The sequence below is a fragment of the Mycobacterium scrofulaceum genome (assembly GCF_002086735.1).
In the GTDB taxonomy this organism is placed as follows: domain Bacteria; phylum Actinomycetota; class Actinomycetes; order Mycobacteriales; family Mycobacteriaceae; genus Mycobacterium; species Mycobacterium scrofulaceum.
In genome coordinates, this window is record NZ_MVIJ01000050.1 from 1 (window position 1) to 18,720 (window position 18,720).

The 18,720-nt window shown below is 61.9% G+C and carries 21 protein-coding genes; 18 read left to right on the forward strand and 3 right to left on the reverse strand.

Annotated features, from left to right (window positions below; translation table 11 throughout):
* The first annotated feature begins 60 nt into the window (after positions 1–60).
* Positions 61–591: a TetR/AcrR family transcriptional regulator gene (locus BST44_RS23785; protein WP_279628992.1), complete on the forward strand. Its 531-nt coding sequence runs from the start codon at positions 61–63 to the stop codon at positions 589–591.
* 29 nt (positions 592–620) lie between these two features.
* Here the strand turns inward: BST44_RS23785 and BST44_RS23790 are convergent, their stop codons facing one another.
* On the reverse strand, positions 621–845 hold the full coding sequence (locus BST44_RS23790; RefSeq protein ID WP_009953936.1) for a ferredoxin: 225 nt from the start codon (positions 843–845) through the stop codon (positions 621–623).
* Positions 846–1,322: 477 nt separating this feature from the next.
* Here BST44_RS23790 and BST44_RS23795 point away from each other — a divergent pair, with 477 nt between their 5' ends.
* The 10 genes from BST44_RS23795 (at position 1,323) to BST44_RS23840 (ending at position 8,712) form a co-directional block, all read left to right on the forward strand.
* The gene (locus BST44_RS23795; RefSeq protein ID WP_014379561.1) at positions 1,323–1,550 is read left to right on the forward strand and encodes a hypothetical protein; all 228 of its coding nucleotides are present in this window, start codon (positions 1,323–1,325) and stop codon (positions 1,548–1,550) included.
* Positions 1,551–1,662: 112 nt separating this feature from the next.
* Complete coding sequence (locus tag BST44_RS23800) at positions 1,663–2,844, forward strand: acyl-CoA dehydrogenase family protein (protein ID WP_009953938.1); 1,182 nt, start codon at positions 1,663–1,665, stop codon at positions 2,842–2,844.
* A 34-nt stretch (positions 2,845–2,878) separates the two neighbouring features.
* Positions 2,879–3,310 (forward strand): nuclear transport factor 2 family protein, encoded by a 432-nt coding sequence (locus BST44_RS23805; protein ID WP_009953939.1) that lies wholly within the window; start codon positions 2,879–2,881, stop codon positions 3,308–3,310.
* A 26-nt stretch (positions 3,311–3,336) separates the two neighbouring features.
* Entirely contained in the window at positions 3,337–3,744 is a 408-nt protein-coding gene (locus BST44_RS23810; protein WP_009953941.1) for a nuclear transport factor 2 family protein, read from the forward strand.
* Between the two features lie 37 nt (positions 3,745–3,781).
* Entirely contained in the window at positions 3,782–4,360 is a 579-nt protein-coding gene (locus tag BST44_RS23815) for a VOC family protein (RefSeq protein ID WP_009953942.1), read from the forward strand.
* A complete protein-coding gene (locus BST44_RS23820; protein ID WP_009953943.1) occupies positions 4,360–5,178 on the forward strand; it encodes an SDR family NAD(P)-dependent oxidoreductase in 819 nt (272 codons plus the stop codon). Before BST44_RS23815 ends, BST44_RS23820 begins: the two co-directional genes overlap by 1 nt.
* A gap of 19 nt (positions 5,179–5,197) precedes the next feature.
* Positions 5,198–6,604: an aromatic ring-hydroxylating oxygenase subunit alpha gene (locus BST44_RS23825; RefSeq protein WP_225323276.1), complete on the forward strand. Its 1,407-nt coding sequence runs from the start codon at positions 5,198–5,200 to the stop codon at positions 6,602–6,604.
* Positions 6,601–7,197 carry an aromatic-ring-hydroxylating dioxygenase subunit beta gene (locus tag BST44_RS23830; protein ID WP_225323277.1) on the forward strand — a complete coding sequence of 199 codons (597 nt, stop codon included), beginning with the start codon at positions 6,601–6,603 and terminating at the stop codon, positions 7,195–7,197. Before BST44_RS23825 ends, BST44_RS23830 begins: the two co-directional genes overlap by 4 nt.
* A gap of 121 nt (positions 7,198–7,318) precedes the next feature.
* Positions 7,319–7,873: a YceI family protein gene (locus BST44_RS23835; protein WP_009953947.1), complete on the forward strand. Its 555-nt coding sequence runs from the start codon at positions 7,319–7,321 to the stop codon at positions 7,871–7,873.
* A 44-nt stretch (positions 7,874–7,917) separates the two neighbouring features.
* Positions 7,918–8,712, forward strand: a complete 795-nt coding sequence (locus BST44_RS23840; protein ID WP_014379563.1) for a fumarylacetoacetate hydrolase family protein — start codon at positions 7,918–7,920, stop codon at positions 8,710–8,712.
* Positions 8,713–8,716: 4 nt separating this feature from the next.
* Here BST44_RS23840 and BST44_RS23845 read toward each other — a convergent pair whose 3' ends face one another.
* Both BST44_RS23845 and BST44_RS23850 read right to left on the reverse strand, forming a co-directional pair.
* Positions 8,717–9,319, reverse strand: a complete 603-nt coding sequence (locus BST44_RS23845; protein ID WP_225323278.1) for a TetR/AcrR family transcriptional regulator — start codon at positions 9,317–9,319, stop codon at positions 8,717–8,719.
* A 660-nt stretch (positions 9,320–9,979) separates the two neighbouring features.
* On the reverse strand, positions 9,980–10,303 hold the full coding sequence (locus BST44_RS23850; protein ID WP_014379564.1) for an integrase: 324 nt from the start codon (positions 10,301–10,303) through the stop codon (positions 9,980–9,982).
* Positions 10,304–10,883: 580 nt separating this feature from the next.
* Here BST44_RS23850 and BST44_RS23855 point away from each other — a divergent pair.
* Genes BST44_RS23855 through BST44_RS23885 form a run of 7 tightly spaced genes read left to right on the forward strand, consistent with a single transcriptional unit; the run spans position 10,884 to position 18,720 of the window.
* The gene (locus BST44_RS23855; protein WP_009953951.1) at positions 10,884–11,654 is read left to right on the forward strand and encodes an MlaE family ABC transporter permease; all 771 of its coding nucleotides are present in this window, start codon (positions 10,884–10,886) and stop codon (positions 11,652–11,654) included.
* Positions 11,651–12,511: an ABC transporter permease gene (locus BST44_RS23860; RefSeq protein ID WP_009953952.1), complete on the forward strand. Its 861-nt coding sequence runs from the start codon at positions 11,651–11,653 to the stop codon at positions 12,509–12,511. Before BST44_RS23855 ends, BST44_RS23860 begins: the two co-directional genes overlap by 4 nt.
* A 36-nt stretch (positions 12,512–12,547) precedes the next feature.
* Positions 12,548–13,912 (forward strand): MCE family protein, encoded by a 1,365-nt coding sequence (locus BST44_RS23865; protein ID WP_080552511.1) that lies wholly within the window; start codon positions 12,548–12,550, stop codon positions 13,910–13,912.
* Positions 13,909–14,937, forward strand: a complete 1,029-nt coding sequence (locus BST44_RS23870) for a virulence factor Mce family protein (RefSeq protein ID WP_009953955.1) — start codon at positions 13,909–13,911, stop codon at positions 14,935–14,937. The genes BST44_RS23865 and BST44_RS23870 overlap by 4 nt, the downstream gene beginning before the upstream one ends.
* Complete coding sequence (locus tag BST44_RS23875) at positions 14,934–16,259, forward strand: MCE family protein (RefSeq protein WP_014379567.1); 1,326 nt, start codon at positions 14,934–14,936, stop codon at positions 16,257–16,259. Before BST44_RS23870 ends, BST44_RS23875 begins: the two co-directional genes overlap by 4 nt.
* Complete coding sequence (locus tag BST44_RS23880) at positions 16,256–17,584, forward strand: MCE family protein (RefSeq protein WP_225323279.1); 1,329 nt, start codon at positions 16,256–16,258, stop codon at positions 17,582–17,584. The genes BST44_RS23875 and BST44_RS23880 overlap by 4 nt, the downstream gene beginning before the upstream one ends.
* On the forward strand, positions 17,581–18,720 hold the full coding sequence (locus tag BST44_RS23885) for an MCE family protein (protein WP_009953958.1): 1,140 nt from the start codon (positions 17,581–17,583) through the stop codon (positions 18,718–18,720). The genes BST44_RS23880 and BST44_RS23885 overlap by 4 nt, the downstream gene beginning before the upstream one ends.

The following is an 18,720-nucleotide window of genomic DNA, read 5'->3' on the forward strand; positions in this document are numbered from 1 at the left end:
CGTTCAACATGACTCGTTGATCGCGATGCGTGGACCAACGCCAAGATCCGAAGTCCACCAATTGACGGGACACTATCTGGCGCCAAAGCGCTTTCGATGACCGACGTCAGCGCTGAAGCGGGGATCCCCCGCGGAACGCTGTATCACTATTTCGGTAGGAAGCAGGACCTACTGTATGCGGTCGGCGTACGAGTCGTGAAGCTGTTCGAAGGGGCGGTAGTCAACGCCGTCGAAGAGCGGCCCGAACTCGACGTTCGTGTCCGGGCGGTCGTAGAGGCAATGATCGACGTCGGCCGGGCGCATCCGGAAATCATGCAGGTGATTGCCCTTGAACCGGGCTTCGGAGTGGACTTCTTGCAGCAGATCTTCCCGGAATTCGTCGGCGTGCTGGAAGAGCTACTGGCGCCGGCGCTGAGCTTGACCCTTGGCGTGCGGTCCATGGGTATGACCAGTGGTCAACTCTGTGAACTCATCCTTCGAATCGTAATGTCGGCGTACGTCTTTCCGACTCGCGATGTGGCCGACCTGCCGCGCGCGATCCTGGCAATGCCATATCTGGCCCGGTGGACTCCCGACCAGTACCTGGTTTGAAACCTGAGGCGACCCCAAGCGTCGCCACGTCACTCGCCCGCGTCGGCGCGGCGCACCGTGATGGCGCTGTCAGGACACGCCTCCGCACCTCGGCAAGCCTGCGCCTCGAGTTCAGTCGGCACGCTCTCAGGTGCCACCGCGTATCCGGCGTCATCGATCGAGTAGACGTCGGGACCTTCGGCGGCACACAGGGTGTAGCCGCAGCACTTCGACCGGTCGACAGTGATCAGAAGGGGTAGCTGGCTGTCTGCCATGATGATCGGCTCCTCCGGTGGGCTGGGACGTGAAAACTACCCGAGGCAATTTCCAGCATTAGACATACTATACAGATGGTGTCTTAATCGCATATTGTCTCTCACGTGCGAGTGCGCGATCGCCATAGGAGCGCGGGCCAGCTGACCCGAAACAGCCTGCCACGGAATTGAATTCAGTGTCATCCGCCCCGGACCGCTACGTACGGGTCTGGGTGCTTTCCCTGTGGAGTGACCGCTGTGTGCGGCGTCGGCGCAGAAGGCAACCCAGTCAGCATGGCGGTGACCTCGTTCGTCTCGCTGTCGCTGGATCCGCCGTGGGGTGGCAGTCTGCCTGCCGAGCGCGTCCTTCTCCGGAGGATGCCTGCGTTCGGTATCGGGCACGGGCGACCGCTTCAGCGACATCGACCGGGAGCCTACGGGCGATGGGGTCGCGTTCGTGCCAGGTGCCTGGGGTGTGGGTGGAATGGAGGGTGTTCGATGAGGTTGCGGGCGGCGACCAACACCATCGCCGCGTTGAAGATTCATCGGCTGCACCTCAAGCCCGGCATTGCCCCACAGGTGTTACGCGGCAGCGAATTTCGTCGGCTCGAGGTGGCCGTGAGCACCAAGGTCGCGTCGGGCCCACTCGGACGGTCCGATCAGATCACCGGTGCGCGTCGGCTCCCGTGCGAAGGAACTTCAGCCAAGACCTTGACCACACGGTGACGATGAACACATAATACAAGTAATGTTCAAATAGGACTTTTCATTCAAGTAGGCCGACGCGAGAACAAGCAGGCTGGCGAAGCCCTAACCATGGTCAATTGGAGGACCCCACATGACAGCCCTCGAGGCCGAGACCACCACCGTGCTGGACGCCGTTCGGGCGCTCGTTCCCGAGATCGCCCAGCGCGCGGATGAGATCGAGGCGGCCAAGCTGATCCCAGCCGATTTAATCCAACGGCTCACGGATGCAGGGGCTTTCAGGATGTTTGTGCCTCGCCAGTACGGCGGCGAAGAGATGACCCTCCTCGAGGCCATGGCTGTCATCGAAGAGGTCGCGAAGGCCGACGCCTCGGCCGGGTGGACCGTGATGATTGGTGCTGACTTCGCGCCGGTATTCGGCCGTTTTCCCCAGAACGTCCTCGACGGAGAAATTTATCCAGAAGGACCCGACACCATGGCCCGCGGGGCGTTCGCGCCCAAGGGTGTGGCGATCCGCACCGACGGTGGCTATCTCGTCAACGGTCAGTGGCCCCTCGCCAGCGGTAGTTATGAGCACCAGTGGATGATGGGCAGCTGCATCGTGCTGCAGCAGGGCGCGCCGGTCATGACCGACGCGGGTGTGCCCGAGATGGTGCTCGCGATGGTGCCTGCAGAGCAGGCTGATTTCGTTCAGACATGGGATTCTGTTGGATTGCGCGGGACGAGCAGCAATGACTTTGTGCTCAAGGATGTATTCGTTCCCGATGAGCATGTCGGTAACTTCTTCGGACCGGCCACCGTCGACACCACGCTGTTCCGGTTGCCTATCCGCTTGGCGCTCGGCCCGACCCATGTCGCGGTGGTCGTGGGAATCGCCGAGGGTGCTCTGAGCGACCTTCGTCAGTTGGCCAAGACGAAACGACCCGCGTTCAACCCCACGATGCGACTGGCTGAAGACCCCGTATTCCAGTACCGGCTAGGGCAACTCGACGTCCGGTTGGGTTCGGTTCGTGCGCTGGCCGAGAAAGAGGTCCGGCTGATGTGGGACGCAGCGTCGGCAGGCGAACCCATCTCGCCGCTGCAGGCCACCCGCCAGCGCGCAATGGTGGCACGGGCCCACACCGAGTGTGTCGAGATCGTCAACGAGGCGTTCGGACTTGCAGGCAGCACCGCCATGTACAACAAGTCGATTTTGCAGCGACGCCTTCGCGACGTGCGGACGGCGGCGCAACACGCCGCCGCCAGTGGAGAGATCTACACGATCGTCGGGGCGCTGCTCGCGGGAGAGGACGTCCCGCCGGCCGCCTTGGCCTAGCGGTGGGACATCCGACACGATGACAACAGACGCGATGACGCCGCAGGACGTGACGCTCCACTGGGAGCTCAGCCGCCTGAACAACGCTTTCGTCTACTTTATGGACAATGGTGAATTCGATTCAATGATCCGGCTTTTCACCTCTGACGCGGTGTTTGACCGGGCCGGAATCGTCCATCACGGCCATGAGGAGATGCGTCAGGGGATGCGTGATCGGCCGAAGGTGACCACTCGTCACTTGTTGACGAACTTTTATTTGACCAAGGCCGACGACGACTCCGCGGAGGCGGTGGTCTGCGCCATGGTTTATCACGGTCCGCTCGCGAATGACGGCGAACCGGTGGTCTACGCCACTGACAACGGACGAGTCATCGAGTTTCACGACACGTACGCCAAAACCCCGGAGGGCTGGCGCATCTCGTCACGGATCGCGCGCCCGATCTTCACTCCCGAGGTATGGCCGTGACCGGCAGGACAACGGAAGCGAGTCCCATGGCTGAGAACCAGCATGATGTGTTGGCCACCGTCGAACGGTTCGTCGCCGCGCTGACGACTGGCGATGCCGCCAATCTCGACGCGCTGTTCACGGACGACGCGGTGATTTGGCACAACTACGACCAGGTCGAACAGCCGGCCAGGCAGGCGCTTGCCGCATTGGCCGGGCTGGCGGCACTTGCGCCCCGGTATGAGATTGCAGGTCGCGACTTGGTCGGCGACGCCTGCGTTCAACGCCACGCGGTCCACCTCACGCTGCCCGGAGGCCAGCAGGCCTCCATCCCCGCCATCCAGCGAATCTCCGTGGTGCACGGTCAAATTCGGCGGATCGACGAATACATGGATTCGGCCCAAATGGCGGCCGCAATGCAAGCATTACAAGCCAGCCCGCAGACCCCGGTGTGACCGGACCTATATCCCAACCACGAGAAGGACGCTCCCGATGCCCGCAATCACAGACAAGTTCACCGGTGAACCTGTCCTGAAGCTCCAGCGCCTGGGTCACGGCACCCTCGAGACCATGGATCTGGCCAGGGCGCGTCGCTTCTATGAGGAAGTGCTGGGCTTGGAGGTGATTCAGCCGAGCAGCAGGTCGATGATGATCCGGCTGGGAACCAACCACGCCTACGCCGTGGTGGAGACCGGCAAGGCGAGCACGATGACCATGCTGGCACACAACGGGCTCGACGTCGGCAGCGTGGAAGAGGTCTACGCCGCGCACGAAAAGCTGCTCGAGATCAAAGACCAGTGGGGAATCAAGCAGATCACCGAGCCCCGTCACATGCACGGCGACACGTCCTTTTACTTCACCGATCCCGATGGCAACTGGTGGGAGATCGTGGCGGTCCGCGAGAATGGCTACGCTGCAGACTTCGCCGATCGGGACCGGGATCTCACCGGTCTGCACGAGTTCGACGGCGAGACGGGAAACGTGAACTTCAGCCACACCCACGATCCCGACTTCCGCGGACGGGTCCGTCAGGTCATCGAAGCCAAAGCCGCACCCGAGAGCACCGCATAATGGGCCGGTTGGACGGTAAGGTCGCCGTCGTCACGGGCGCCGGCAAGGGAATCGGCTGCGGTATCGCTCGCCGGTTCGCCCGCGAAGGCGCCAAAGTCGTGGTCGCCGAACTGGATTCGGATGCGGGCAAGCAGGTGGTCGGGGACCTCGTTGAGCTCGGTGGCCAAGGGTTGTTCGTGCAGACCGATGTGTCCCGAAAGACCGATATCGAGGGCGCCATCGCTGCCGCCCAGGAGTCCTTCGGCGGCTTGGACATTCTGGTGAACAACGCCATCGCTCTGACGCCGGACGTCCCTTTGGAGTACAAGACGGACGAAATGCTCGAGCAGACGATGAAAGTCGGGCTCTGGAGCGTCTGGTGGGGCATGCAGACCGCGTTCCCACTGTTGAAGGACCGCGGCGGAGGCCGCATCATCAACTTCTATTCGATCGACGCGGACGACGGCCACTGGGTGCACGCTGATTACAACACCGCGAAGGGTGGCGTGCAGGCGCTGACACGGACCGCCGGGTTCCAATGGGCCCGGCACAACATCTGTGTCAACGCCATCGCTCCGATAGCCGCATCGGCCGCATTCGAAAAGATGGTGGCCGACAACCCAGAACTGGGTGCGGCGATTCCAACGATGATTCCGATGGGACGCATGGGTGATCCGGAAGAGGACATCGCCCCGGTGGTGGCTTTCCTGGCCAGCGACGAAGCCCGCTTCATCACCGGGGCCACGATCCCGGTTGACGGCGGCCTGCACGTGCCTCGGGTGAACACCAAACCACCGGATCCCTCGGTGTTCGACTCTGCGCCGGCCAGTGGGCAATAACTAAGGAATAGGAGCAAAAATGACTATAGATGAGGTGAAACACGCTCCGACCGGACCTGTTCTTTCGGACGGGACCCCGCTGTCGGAGCTGATCGACAAAGACTTCCGGGAGGTATCGCTTCGGGTTCTGACCGACCCCGAGCTTTACCAACTGGAGCTGAAACAGCTGTTTGCCAAGGCGTGGACGGTCGTGGCGCACGAGGACGAAGTCCCAAATGTCGACGACTACGTACTTCGGTATGTCGGCGAAGATCAGGTGATCGTCAGCCGGGCGGCGGATAACACCTTCACGGTGGCGCTCAACGTGTGCGCACACCGGGCTGCCAAGGTGTGCCGGTTCGAGGCCGGCAACGCCAAGACATTCCAATGTGCCTACCACGGTTGGGTTTACAAGTCCGACGGCAGCTTCGTCGGCGCACCCATCGCTCGGGAGGACATGCACGGGCTGTTGCGGCCCAAGTCTGAGCTTGGTCTGACCAAGGGTCGGGCAGAGACCTACTGCGGCATGATCTTCGTCACCTTCGACGAGAACGCCCCGACCCTGCGCGAGTACCTCGGCCCGATGACCTGGTACTGGGACCTGATGTTCGACCGCACGCCCGGTGGTATGACGGTGCTCGGCCACCCGCAGCGGTTCATCATCAAGGCGAACTGGAAGAGCGCCGCCGAGCAGTTCGCCGGAGACATCTTCCACACGCTGTCGCTGCACCGTTCGATGCAGGAACTGCAACTGCTCTCCACCGAGGGCGAGTCACAGGAGCCGGCAATGGCCGGCGTCAGCGCCAGCCACAAAGGCCATTTCGTGCGGTGCTTCGATCTGACCAACGAGCACTACGTCAATGCCCTCAAGGGCAAAAATCTTGCGGACATGTCGCCGCTGGAGCGGCTGCACCTGGTTCCCCCGCCGGGGATGTCACCGGAGATGGTAAAGGGGCTGCCAGATCGATTCGACGATGGGCAACTGAAGATCCTTGCGGGGTACACCCCGCAGGTCGGTCAGCTGTGGCCGAATACGGCTGCGCTTTGCATGCCGTTCCAATTCCCCGACGGCACCCCGTCGGCCTTCCTCAGCTGGCGGGTCTGGGTACCCAGGGGACCGGAACACTTCGAGCTGTTCCATTGGAGTTTGGTCGAACGCGACGCGCCTGAGGAGCTCCGCGACACCGTGAACCTGATGACGGCGGCCACCTTTGGTATCAGCGGTTTCGTCGAGGCCGACGACACCGACACGTGGCCCATGCAGACTTATGCCTCCAAGGGTGCGCTTGGAGCCCAGCAGAAGCTGCGTTACCAGGCGATCACCGGCGAAAACAAGCCCAGTGATTGGCCGGGTCCGGCGCAGGTCTATGCCGGGTTCCCGAAGGATGACACGCAGTGGAATTTCTGGCTGCGCTACAGCGAGTTCATGGAAGGGAGAGCGTGGTGACCACGGAAGCAACTCGAGAACGGGTGGTGCCCGCCGCACGGGCAACAATGGGGACCGTCGACTACCCGACGCCTAAGGGCAAGCGGATCAAGGTCACCGACCCGCGGCACCTTGAGATCGTCGCGTGGCTGGAAGACGAGTCGACCCTTCTCGACGAGGACGACCTGACCGGCTGGCTGGCGCTGCTCGCGCCCGACATCATCTACCGGGCACCGGTGCGGACCACCCGCGATCACCGGACCAAGGGGGTGTTCGAGGCGGAGATGTACCACTTCAACGAGAACATCATGACCCTGATGTTGAAGCTGATGCGATTGACCCAGACCGACAGCGCCTGGTCGGAGAATCCGCTGTCCCGGACGCAGCGGATCGTGCACAAGGTGCGGTCATACGAGACCGAAAAGGCAGGCGAATACGAGGTCTTCAGCTCCATCGTGCTCATCCGGTCGCGCTATGACGAGCCGGCACTGGAGTTCCTGCCGGCCCGCCGGGTCGACACCATCCGGACGGGTGACGAGTGGAAGCTCGCAGCGCGGACGGTCTATTTCGAGCAGGCCACGCTGGGGGTGCAGAACCTGGCCGTCTATTTGTAGTCCGTTACCCGTATCCGGTCCTCAGTAAAGCTGACTACCTATCGAGATGTTGGCTGAGTGTCTACCTGCATGGCCGGCACTCTGACGTCAAAGGTGTGAATTGTCTTCTGCAACAGACGAGATGCCCGGTTATTTGCCTGGCATTTGGGCAATCGATCCAGCGCGGTCCGGTCTCACCTTCTCGGTCGGCCACCTCGGGGTGCACACCGTGCGTGGGACGCTCAGCGTGTCAGGCCGGATCGTCATGGCCGAAGATCCGCTCGATTCGGCGGTTGACGCGACGATCGACCTCGGCTCGGTCAACACCGGAAGCAAGGGCCGGGACGAGGCGATCCGGTCGGCGCACCTACTCGACGTATCCAGCCGGCCCACGGCGACCTACCGGTCCCAGCGGCTGGATCTCGCCGAACCTCCCGGTGAATTCCTGCTACATGGAGATCTGGAATTGCTGGGTGTCACGCGGGAAGTACCGATGCGGATCCGGCTGCAGCGCTCCACCTCTGGTGGTTCGCACCAGCCGGTCATCACCGCGGCGGGCGAGTTCACCCGCCGCGACTTCGGGTTGATATATCAGGCCCGGCCGCGCTTCCTCGATCGCGCGATCTCGTCGAGTGTGGGCGTTAAGGTACGGCTCGAGGCGGCGTCAGCCGCCGCGACCGAAGGGATAGGACGCTGAAAATCGCAAGGATTCATCGAGGGGGCGCCGACGTCTGGGGTCTGGTGGACGTCGATGCCGGTACCGTGCAGCCGATTCGGGGTGGTATCGAGGAGTGGGGTTCGGCGGCTGCCGATGGTGCGGCGCATTTCGAGAAGGTCGGTCCTCCGTTAGCGATGACCGACGTTCGCTGGCGACCACCAATCACCCCTACGTCTACGATCATCGGGGTCGGTATGAACTACTGGTCGCACCTGGAGAAGCTGGGTGTCACCGAGCGTCCGAAGACCACCTTGGGGTTCCTCAAACCCCAAGTGGCGATCATCGGCCACGGAGACGTCCTGGCGAATCCTTCGATCACGGAGCAACTGGACTTCGAGGTCGAACTTGTTGCGGTGATGGCGAAGTCGATGAGTCACCTCGGCGAGCAGCCAACCAGCGCGGTGCTCGGCTACACAGTCGGCAACGATGTCAGTGCCCGTGACGCGGCCACGCCTCTGAGTGGTGGGCTGGACCTGTTTTCCATCAAGGCACTCGGAGGGGCGACGCCGGTGGGGCCGTGGATCACCACCAGGGACGAGTTCGGCGGGTCAGGCCAGATTGATGTCGCCATATCGTTACGCGTCAATGGTGAACTGCGCCAGCATGACCGCACCGGCAAGATGATCTTCAGCATCGACGAATGCCTTGAGTACATCATCGAAAGGATGCCGCTCACCGCCGGTGATATCGTGTTTACTGGCACGACCGACGGGGTGGGGTTCGAGGACGGCCGATTCCTTGGTGAGGGCGACGTGGTTGAGGCGGAAGTCGAAGGAGTCGGCGTACTGCGCAACGTCGTTGGCGCCAGATTAGGTTGAGATCTCAGCCCACGGCTCGTCGCTGTGAACGGAAGCGCGACTTTCTGGGTTTGAGTCCACCTGACTCACCGAGCACGACGAGAATGTCGCGGAACCTCCGATAGTCGCGCGAAGGCATGAAGTAGTGCGAAAACGCCATCCGCACGATTAAGTCCGCAATCTCATTCAGTTCGGCCGATCCATTGAGTACGGCAGGGCTGTCGACCAGTGCAGGCTCCAACGCATCGCTCAGAACACCGGAGAGCTGAGGCGCAACCCGCTTGATATAGTCCACAACGAATCCCGGTTCAAGTTCTCCGATCTGCATTGTGGCAGGGTTCTCCAACCAAAATCGCAGCATGACGTCAATGACGATCAGCAAGCGGTCAGCTGGCCGCGGGTTCGCCTCGATCGCGGCGTCGAGGACCGCCTGCAGTCGCGTGACGAAATGGTCGCCCAACGACCGAAGGAGTTCGTCCTTATTCTTGAAATACCGGTATAGCGTCCCGGTAGATACGCCGGCTTCGTGCGCGATATCGCTCATTGCTAGCTTCTTGGGGCCTTGCCGAGCAATCGCCTTCAGGGCACCGTCGAAGATACGGGCCTCGGTACCTGCCCTGGACGCCAAGGAAAAAGCCTTTCAGGAATGAAGCAGCTGCCGCTGCCGACCAACATTTAAACGATTATATCGCAGCTCGATTATTTGAAGCGGGTGTCACGGGCCAGGCCGTGAGCACCTCGCGCAGCCAGCGCAGCTCGATCAGGCCGAAGGCCGGCCGGCGGCGCTAGCCGTTGGACTGCGGACCAGCACCTGCACCCGCCACACGACGTCGCCGGCATAAGCGTTGCTGCCGGTGGAATGGGTCCAGTCTCGTTCCAGATAACGGTGTAGTGACGGAACAAGCGCGCGATAGCAAGGTTATCTTGCGCGCCAATGGTTTCACACACCGTTCAGGGTCGGCTCGGCGGCCCGCGCGGTCCCCGTCGAGGTGACTGAGGAGGAGCCCGAACCGGCAACTGATCCAGCGGAGTTCGAACCTCATCGCGGCGTTGCAGTGCTAAGCGCAGCTCAAAGCCCACCAGCTCGGGCAGGCCACCAAGCGGGGCTGGTGGGCCGCAATCCGCGGCCTCTCGCGGACGACCGGGGAACCGGCACAGTGCTCGCCCCGGCGGCGTCCCCGGTAGTTACAGCCTCTATGGCTCGCCGCTTGTCCTCGGCCCCGCGCATGCAGTCAATTACGGTCGAGTCCAACGCGCCTTGGCCAAAACCTGTTGTACACACCGAGATTCACCGCGGAGCACCCAGTTCCTGGCCGCCGTATGATGGCGGGACATATGCGCCCGTACCGCAAAGCCGCAGTCGGTGGCCAGCCGCGCAAAGCACCGCTATGTGCACGATATGTGATCGGCGCACCCAGCGGTTCTCGTGGTAGAGGGCGACGAACACCATGTCGCAGTCGGCGTCACCGAGGATGTCCATACGTTCGATCTGGTAGTCCGCGTACCTCGATAGCACCGCTTGGGTTGCCGGTACGGTGCGGGGAAACCGCGATTTCGCCAACGCGCCACTGGAATTGGGCCGGTGCGGCACATCTACCTGGGCGTCCAGCACCGCACAATCCCCACCGCGCGGATTGGGAGGCAGTTCCAGAATCGGGTCGGCGAAATCCGAGCGTCTCCCCAATCCGTCGCCCCCTCACGCAGACAACCGGTCGGTGACGGCCTGCTCGAAAACCCCAGTCTGGCGCAGAACCGCCAGACTGATCTAGGACCACTCCACCCCCTGATGGATGCTTGACAAAGTTTTGTTATGAAAATAAAGTTCTGCTACCAGACTCTACGAATCGGGGAGGGTTCTCGTGGTCCCAAGCTCACTGCAGAGGCTGCCGATCGGCGGCATGAAGACGGTGCCGTCGGCCCCAAACATTTCAGCTTCTCGGCTTTGGTAGACCGCCATGTTCTGAGCGTGGCGGTGGGAATCAGGTTGGTAGGCGGTTTGCGGGTGGGGATGAGTCGGCTGCCGAACAGTCACCTTGGGGGCCCTGCGGTCATCTTCAAGCACCGGCTGCCTACGACAAGTACGGCAAGTTGAACCTTGTGGATGTCATTGGAATGCGAGGGGACGGACGAGATCCGCTGTGGCCGCCCATCGGTACAGGTATCACCATGGCGTGTGATGTGAACGGAGGCCGGTGTTGATCTCGCCGAATACCTTCGCCAAACCGGTTCGCTCCGTGGGAGACTTTTTTGCCCTGGCGCTTGACACATTGTTGCAGATACCGCGGCGCCCGTTTGCTGGGCGCGAATTCCTTTTGCAAAGCTGGTTCGTTGCCAGGGTATCAATAGCGCCGACGATGATGTTGTCAATTCCTTTCACCGTGCTCACGGTGTTCACAATAAATATTCTGTTGATCGAGTTCGGTGCTGGAGACTTTTCTGGCAGCGGCGCGGCACTGGCCACGGTCACGCAGATTGGCCCGCTTGTCACGGTGCTGGTGGTTGCCGGTGCCGGCGCAACAGCGATGTGCGCCGACCTGGGTGCACGCACTATTCGTGAGGAACTCGACGCGCTGCGCGTGCTCGGCATTAACCCGATCGGATCGTTGGTAGTGCCCCGCGTGCTCGCGGCCACCTTCGTCTCGTTGCTGTTATCCGGCGTGGTAATCGTAACCGGCCTCGTTGGTGGGTTCGAGTTCTCCGTCTTTGTCCAGCACGTTACGCCCGGGTCCTTCGCCGCAGGATTGACGTTGCTCACCGGCGCGCGGGAGTTGGTCATCGCGCTAGTCAAGGCTGGGCTGTTCGGTCTGACCGCCAGTCTCATCGCGTGCTACAAGGGCATCTCGGTGGGCAGGGGGGCGGCCGCCGTCGGTAATGCGGTGAACGAAACGGTGGTCTTTTCCTTTATGTCGTTATTCTTCATCGACGTCGTCGTGACCGCGGTGGGCGTGAAGGCGACATCATGAGTAGCCGCACGATTGCCAGCCAGCTATTTCCGCGATTGAGCTACACACTGGATGGCTGGGTTGCGGGCTGGCGGCGCATCGGCGCGCAAGCGCGTTTTTACGCGAGAACTCTGGGCGCGATCCGGGACGCCTTGTCCTCCTATAAGCACGAGACTTTGCGCATGATCGCCGAGATGGGCTTAGGCGCCGGCGCGCTGGCGGTCATTGGCGGCACCGTGGGAATCGTTGGCTTTCTGACACTATCGGGGGGCTCCCTCGTCACGATTCAGGGCTACAGCTCATTGAGCGGTATTGGTGTGGAGGCGTTGACTGGTTTCGTTTCCGCCTACGTTAACGGCCGTATCGTCACGCCGCTAACCGCGGTAATCGGCCTGTCCGCCACCATCGGGGCCGGCACCACCGCGCAACTGGGTGCAATGCGGATTAACGAGGAAATCGACGCCCTCGAGGTGATGGGCATCCGCTCGATTGCTTATTTGGTTTCCACCCGGGTAATTGCGGGCGTGGTAGTAGTGATCCCGTTGTATTGCATAGGGCTCTGGATGTCCTTCTATGCTGCCCGGTTCGCCACAACCTCCGTGTACGGGCAACCGACGGGCGTCTACGACCACTATTTTTCGACATTTCTACAGCCCACCGACATCATCTGGTCGCTTCTGCAGGCAGTCCTGATGGGCCTCGTGGTGATGCTGGTGCATACCTACTACGGCTATACCGCTTCCGGTGGGCCCGCCGGGGTGGGCGAAGCCGTGGGTAGAGCGGTGCGTAGCTCAATGGTCTCCGCGGTATTAGTAATTTTATTCTCCTCGCTTGCCATTTACGGCAAGACCGGCAATTTCCACTTCTCGGGTGGATAGCCCTGATTATGCCCAACATCGTTAAGGGATAGCGCAATGAAACCTTCGTCTTCAGCAGACGATGCTCACCTGGGGCGCTGGGCGACCATCTCTTGCGGAGTCATCGTTGCGCTGATCACCTTAGCGACCGCATTGTTCAATGGGACATTCCGTTCCTTCGTTCCGCTGACATTGACCTCTGATCGCTCCGGCCTTGTCATGGAGCCCGGCGGCAAGGTGATGCTACGTGGCGTACAAGTAGGCCGCGTCGCCTCGGTAACCGGCGGGACCGAACCAGTCAGTCTGCAGTTAGAGATCGACCCCGATCAGGTCAGAAATATTCCGGCAAATATCGAAGCCCAGATCAAAGCCTCAACGTTGTTTGGCTCCAAGTACGTCGATCTGGTCTACCCCGAGAATCCCAGCACCAAGCACATAGCCGCAGGCGCGCTCCTGCGATCCCGCAATGTCAGCACCGAGGTCAACACCGTTTTCCAGAACCTCGCCTTAGTGCTCAAACAAATCGACCCCGCCAAGCTCAACGCGACTCTGACCGCGTGGGCAATCGGTCTGCGCGGTGAGGGCCAGACCATCGGGCAGGCCATCACCGACGCCAATCAGGTGCTGCTGGCGCTGAATCCGCGCATGGGCACTGTGCAGCAAGACCTCCGATCGCTGAGCGGTTTCAGCGACGCCTACAGCGCCGCCGGACAAGACATCCTGAGGACGCTCGCGGCCGTGAGTACCACGAGCGCGACCGTCACAAGCCATACATCGGCACTCGACGCCTTGCTGCTGAATGCGATTGGTCTGTCGCAGTCCGGTACCGATCTAATCGCGCCCAACCAGAGCAACTTCGTCCGTGGAATCAACCTGCTTGAACCAACGACAAACCTACTGATGAAATACAACCCCGAGTACACCTGCATGCTTCTCGGCGCCACCTGGTATGTAGACAACGGTGGCCGGGACGCGCTGGGTGGTTCCAATGGTTACTCGATGATTGTGGATGCCGCCTTGCTGCTCGGCGACGACCCATACAAGTACCCGCAAAACCTGCCAATTGTGGCCGCAAAAGGCGGACCCGGCGGCAAGCCGAGTTGCGGGTCACTGCCCGACCCCAGCAAAAACTATCCGGTCCGTCAACTAATTACAGACACTGGTTGGGGTACCGGACTCGACATCCGGCCGAACCCCGGCATCGGCCATCCCTGCTATGCGGACTACCTGCCGGTGACGCGCGCCGTGCCGCAGCCGCCCAGCATTCGCGAGTGCATCCCGGGTCCGGCACCGGGGCCGATCCCGTACTCCGGCGCTCCACCGTACGGTGCAGCGCAATACGGACCGGACGGGACACCGCTCAACCCACCGCCACCCGGGCCGCAACACAGTCCGTCCGACACGTCGGGAACACATCCATGAGAGACAACCTGGGAAGCGCCGTCTGGCGGCTCGCCATCTTCGCAACGGTCTGTCTGCTAAGCCTCTTTGCGCTCTTCGCGGTGTTCGCGCAGCTGCGATTCCAGAAGGACAAGACCTATCATGCCGAGTTCACCAACGTGGCCGGCTTGAAAAGCGGCGACTTCGTGCGCATCGCCGGCGTCGAGGTCGGCAAGGTCAAAAACATTTCAATCGAGCAAAACGCGTTCGCAGTGGTCGAGTTCTCCGCCGACGAGTCGGTCGTGCTGACCCAGGGCACCAAAGCGGTGATCCGTTGGAGCAATCTAGTCGGCGACCGGTTCCTGGCTCTCGAGGAGGGTGCCGGCGACGTCAAACCACTCAAACCGGGGCAGACTATCCCGCTGGCGAGGACCGCCCCGGCGCTGGATCTCGACGCGCTGATTGGGGGCTTCCACCCGTTGTTCGAGGCGCTAGACCCCGCACAAGTCAATGCGCTTACCGGCCAGTTGATCTCGACTTTCCAGGGTCAGGGCGCGACTGTCAGCTCATTTCTGGCGCAGACTGCCACGCTGACGAGCACCCTTGCCGACCGCGACGAGCTGATCGGGCACGTGATCGCCAATCTCAACACCGTGCTGGCCTCCCTCGGCGATCAGCACGACCAGTTCGCTAAGGCGGTCGATTCGTTGCAAGAGCTCATGAAGGGGCTCGCGGCCCGCAAATCAGACATCAGTAACGGCGTGGCCCACATCAACGCAGCATCTGGTTCGATCGCCGACCTGCTTCGACAGGCTCGCCCGGCCCTGCAGAACACCATCCATCAGGCTGACCGAGTCAGCGGGATCGTCCTCGCTGATCACGATTATTTCGACGACCTCCTCAACACACTCCCCGACGCCTATCAGGCGTTGGACAGGCAGGGGCTCTATGGCGACTACTTCTCCTTCTATCTGTGCGATCTGCTGCTCAAGGTCAACGGGAAAGGCGGCCAACCCGTCTACATCAAGCTGGCTGGCCAGTCTTCGGGAAGGTGCACGCCGAAATGAAATCCTTCGCCGAACGTAACTCCTTCGTCGTTGGTATCGTCGGCTGCGCCGTGACGGCTGCGGCGGTGCTGGCGGCAACCGAGTACGACAAGCTGCCGTTCTTCTCCGGCGGCGGCCAGTATGCGGCCTACCTTGCCGAGGCCGGCGGCCTCAAGACAGGGGCCGCCGTACAAGTCTTCGGTGCCCGGGTGGGTCAGGTGTCGCGCATCGACCTTGACGGACCCCGGGTGCTGGTGAAATTCACCGTTGCGAAAAACATCCGGCTTGGAGACCGCACCGAGGCAGCGGTCAAGACCAAAAGCGTCCTGGGCACCAAGGTCTTTGAGGTCACCCCCCGCGGGGACGGCCGGCTGTCTGAACCGATTCCCCTCAATCGGACAACGCCGGCCTATCAATTACCTGACGCGCTTGGTGATTTGGCAGACACGATCAGCGGCTTGAACACCAATCAGTTATCCGGTTCGATGGCAACGCTGGCGCAGACATTCTCCGACACCCCGCCGGATCTCAAGGCAGCAGTTCAGGGCGTCGCCCGGCTCTCACAAACCCTCGACATGCGGGACGGGCAGCTGCGCAACTTACTGGCCAACACCAACAAAGTCACGGGCGTGCTGGCCGACCGCGCCGCCCAGATAGCCAGTTTGATCGCCAACACCAACGCCTTGCTGATCGAGCTAAAGAACCAGAGCAGCGCACTGGATTCGATCTCCTACAACGTCTCAGCACTGTCAAAGCAGCTGTCTGAGTTCATCGCGGAGAACCACGCCCAGTTGCGCCCGGCGCTGGACAAGCTCAACGGCGTGCTGACGATTGTCGACAATCGCAAAGATCGGGTGCAGAAGTCGATTCGAATGCTTAACGCCTACGTGATGTCGTTGGGTGAGGCGGTCGCCTCGGGCCCATTCTTCAAAGGCTATGTGGTCAACCTGCTTCCGGGACAGTTCGTGCAACCATTCATCGACGCCGCATTCTCCGATCTTGGTCTGGACCCCAGCGTCTTGCTGCCTTCGCAGCGCACCGAGCCGCCGCTGGGCCAGCCGGGGACGCCTCCTCTGCCGGTTCCGTATCCGCGCACCGGCCAGGGCGGGGATCCCAAACTGACGCTGCCCGATGCGATCACGGGCAAACCTGGCGACCCTCGCTACCCCTACCGGCCGCCGTTGCCCCAGCCTCCCCCTGGGGGGCCGCCGCCCGGCCCGCCGGCTGGTTATGAGCCCGCGCCCGATCGTCCTTCTGCGCCGGTCCCGCGACCGTCCAGCGGAGGGCCAACAGGCGGACCATCGCCCGTGCCCGTCGGGCCGCCCGGGGAGGCAGGACGGTGAGGGCACCGCGCAAGGCTAAGACGGGCCTGGCCGTCGTCCTGAGTCTGTTGCTCATCGGCGGCCTTATGACCGTTCAGCGCGCGTCTGATCAGATCGACCGGACGAACATCATCGGGTACTTCGCTAACAGCAACGGTGTGTTTGCCGGCGACGAGGTGCTGATCCTGGGTGTACCGGTAGGGAAAATAGCGAAAATCGAACCGCAACCCCAACGGGTGAAGATAACTTTCTGGTACGACCGCAAATACAAGGTGCCCGCGAACGTCAAGGCCGTGATCGTGTCCCCGGCGCTGGTTACTTCGCGGGCTATTCAGCTCACGCCTGCCTACGCGGCGGGGCCGGCCCTGCGCAACAACGCGGTGATTCCGGAGGAACGCACCGCCGTCCCCGTTGAATGGGACGACTTGCGCACACAGCTCGACAAGCTCACGCAGACGCTGCAGCCGACTCAACCAGGCGGCGTCGCTCCGCTGGGATCGTTAATCAATACAGCCGCGGACAACCTGCGCGGCCAGGGCACCGACATCCGCGACACGGTGATCAAATTATCGCAAGCCTTCTCGGTACTCGGGGACCACAGCAGCGACATTTTCGGCACCGTAAAGAGCTTGGCGACAATCGTCTCGGCCCTTCAAAGCAGTTCGGATTCGATGAGCCAGCTGAATCGGAACCTGGCATTTGTGACCGGATTGCTTGCTAATGATCCCGATGAAGTAGCCGCGGCGATCAGGGACCTCGATACCGCCGCCGGCGACGTCCAGCGTTTCGTGGCAGAAAACCGCGCGGCCATCGGCGTTACGTCAGACAAACTGGCATCTCTTTCCGGGACGGTCACCGACAGCCTCGACGACATCAAGCAGACCCTGCACGTCCTGCCGACAGCACTGGCGAACTACACCAACATTTGGCAGCCCACGCAAGGGGCGATAACCGGTGCGCTGGCGGTCAACAACTTCGCCGATCCAATCTCCTTTCTGTGCGGAGCCGTACAGGCGGCGTCGCGGCTGAATAGTCAGCAGGCCGCGAAGCTATGCGTGCAGTACTTGGCCCCGATCGTGAAGAACCGTCAGTACAATTTTCCCCCGCTGGGGGAGAACCTGTTCGTCGGCGAAAGCGCTCGTCCGAACGAGGTTACGTACAGCGAGGACCGCTTGCGTCCGGACTACGTGCCGCCAAGTCCGGATGCCCCGGAAACCACGGCGGCTCCGGCCGGGCAACCAGCGCCGGCCCACACCGCCCCGCCCTCGCCCGCCGAGGTGGTGGCAACCACCAACCCCGCCCAGGGGCTTTCCGGCATGATGGTCCCCCCAGAAGGGGGATCATGAGACGGTCCCGCTGGGTGGGCGTCACCGCAGGCCTGCTGGTGGCGCTCGCCGGCAGCCTATTATCGGGCTGCGGCTGGCGAGGCCTGAACTCCATCCTATTACCCGGCACTGCAGGCGGCGGCCCTGGCTCCTACGAGGTGAAGGCGCAAATGCCGGACGTCGTCAATGTCCAGCCGAACTCCCGCGTCCAGGTAGGCGACGTGACGGTCGGCACTGTCACTAACGTTGAACGTGAGGGCTGGCATGCACTGCTCACCATGCGGCTCGACGGCAACGTCAAACTCCCCGCCAACGCCACCGCCAAGATCGGTCAGACCAGCCTCCTCGGCTCGCTGGAGGTCGAACTCGCAGCGCCCACCAATGTCCCGGCCGAAGGCAGGCTGCGAAACGGGTCCCTAATTCCGCTCTCGGCCGCGGGCGAATACCCGACGACCGAGCAGACGCTGGCTGCATTGTCGCTAGTCCTCAACGGTGGGGGCCTGGGCCAGGTTCAAGACATCACCAAGACGTTAAGCACGGCGTTTGCGGGACGTGAGAAGGATCTGAAGAACCTGATCCAACAACTGGACCAGTTCATCGGTCATCTCAACGAGCAAACCGACGACATCATCAAAGCCACCGACAGCGTAAATAACCTCGCGGGACAGTTCGCCGAACAGAAACCCGTCGTTGACCGATTGCTAAGCACCCTTCCCGACGCGCTGGCGGTGCTCAAAGACGAGCGGGCAAAACTGGCCGACGCGGCCGACCAGCTGGGCAAGTTCAGCGCGCTGGCCGCCGACTCCGTCAATCAGACCAAAGATGCGCTCGTCCAGGAGTTGAAGGACCTCGGCCCGGTACTCGAATCGCTGGCTAACGCGGGTCCCTCCCTCACCCGCTCGCTGAGCTTTTTTACGGTGTTTCCATGGGTTAAAGAGCCGCTCACCAACTGGCTCCGGGGTGACTATGCCAACCTCACACTCATTGTTGACCTGACGCTGAGCCGGATTGATTCGGCGCTATTTACCGGCACCCGATTTGAGGGGAACTTGACCGAACTGGAATTGCAGTGGGGTCGCACCATTGGACAGCAGCCCAGTCCGTACACCAAGGGCAACCCACTCATCATTCCCTATCACCTGGATCAAGGACCGTAA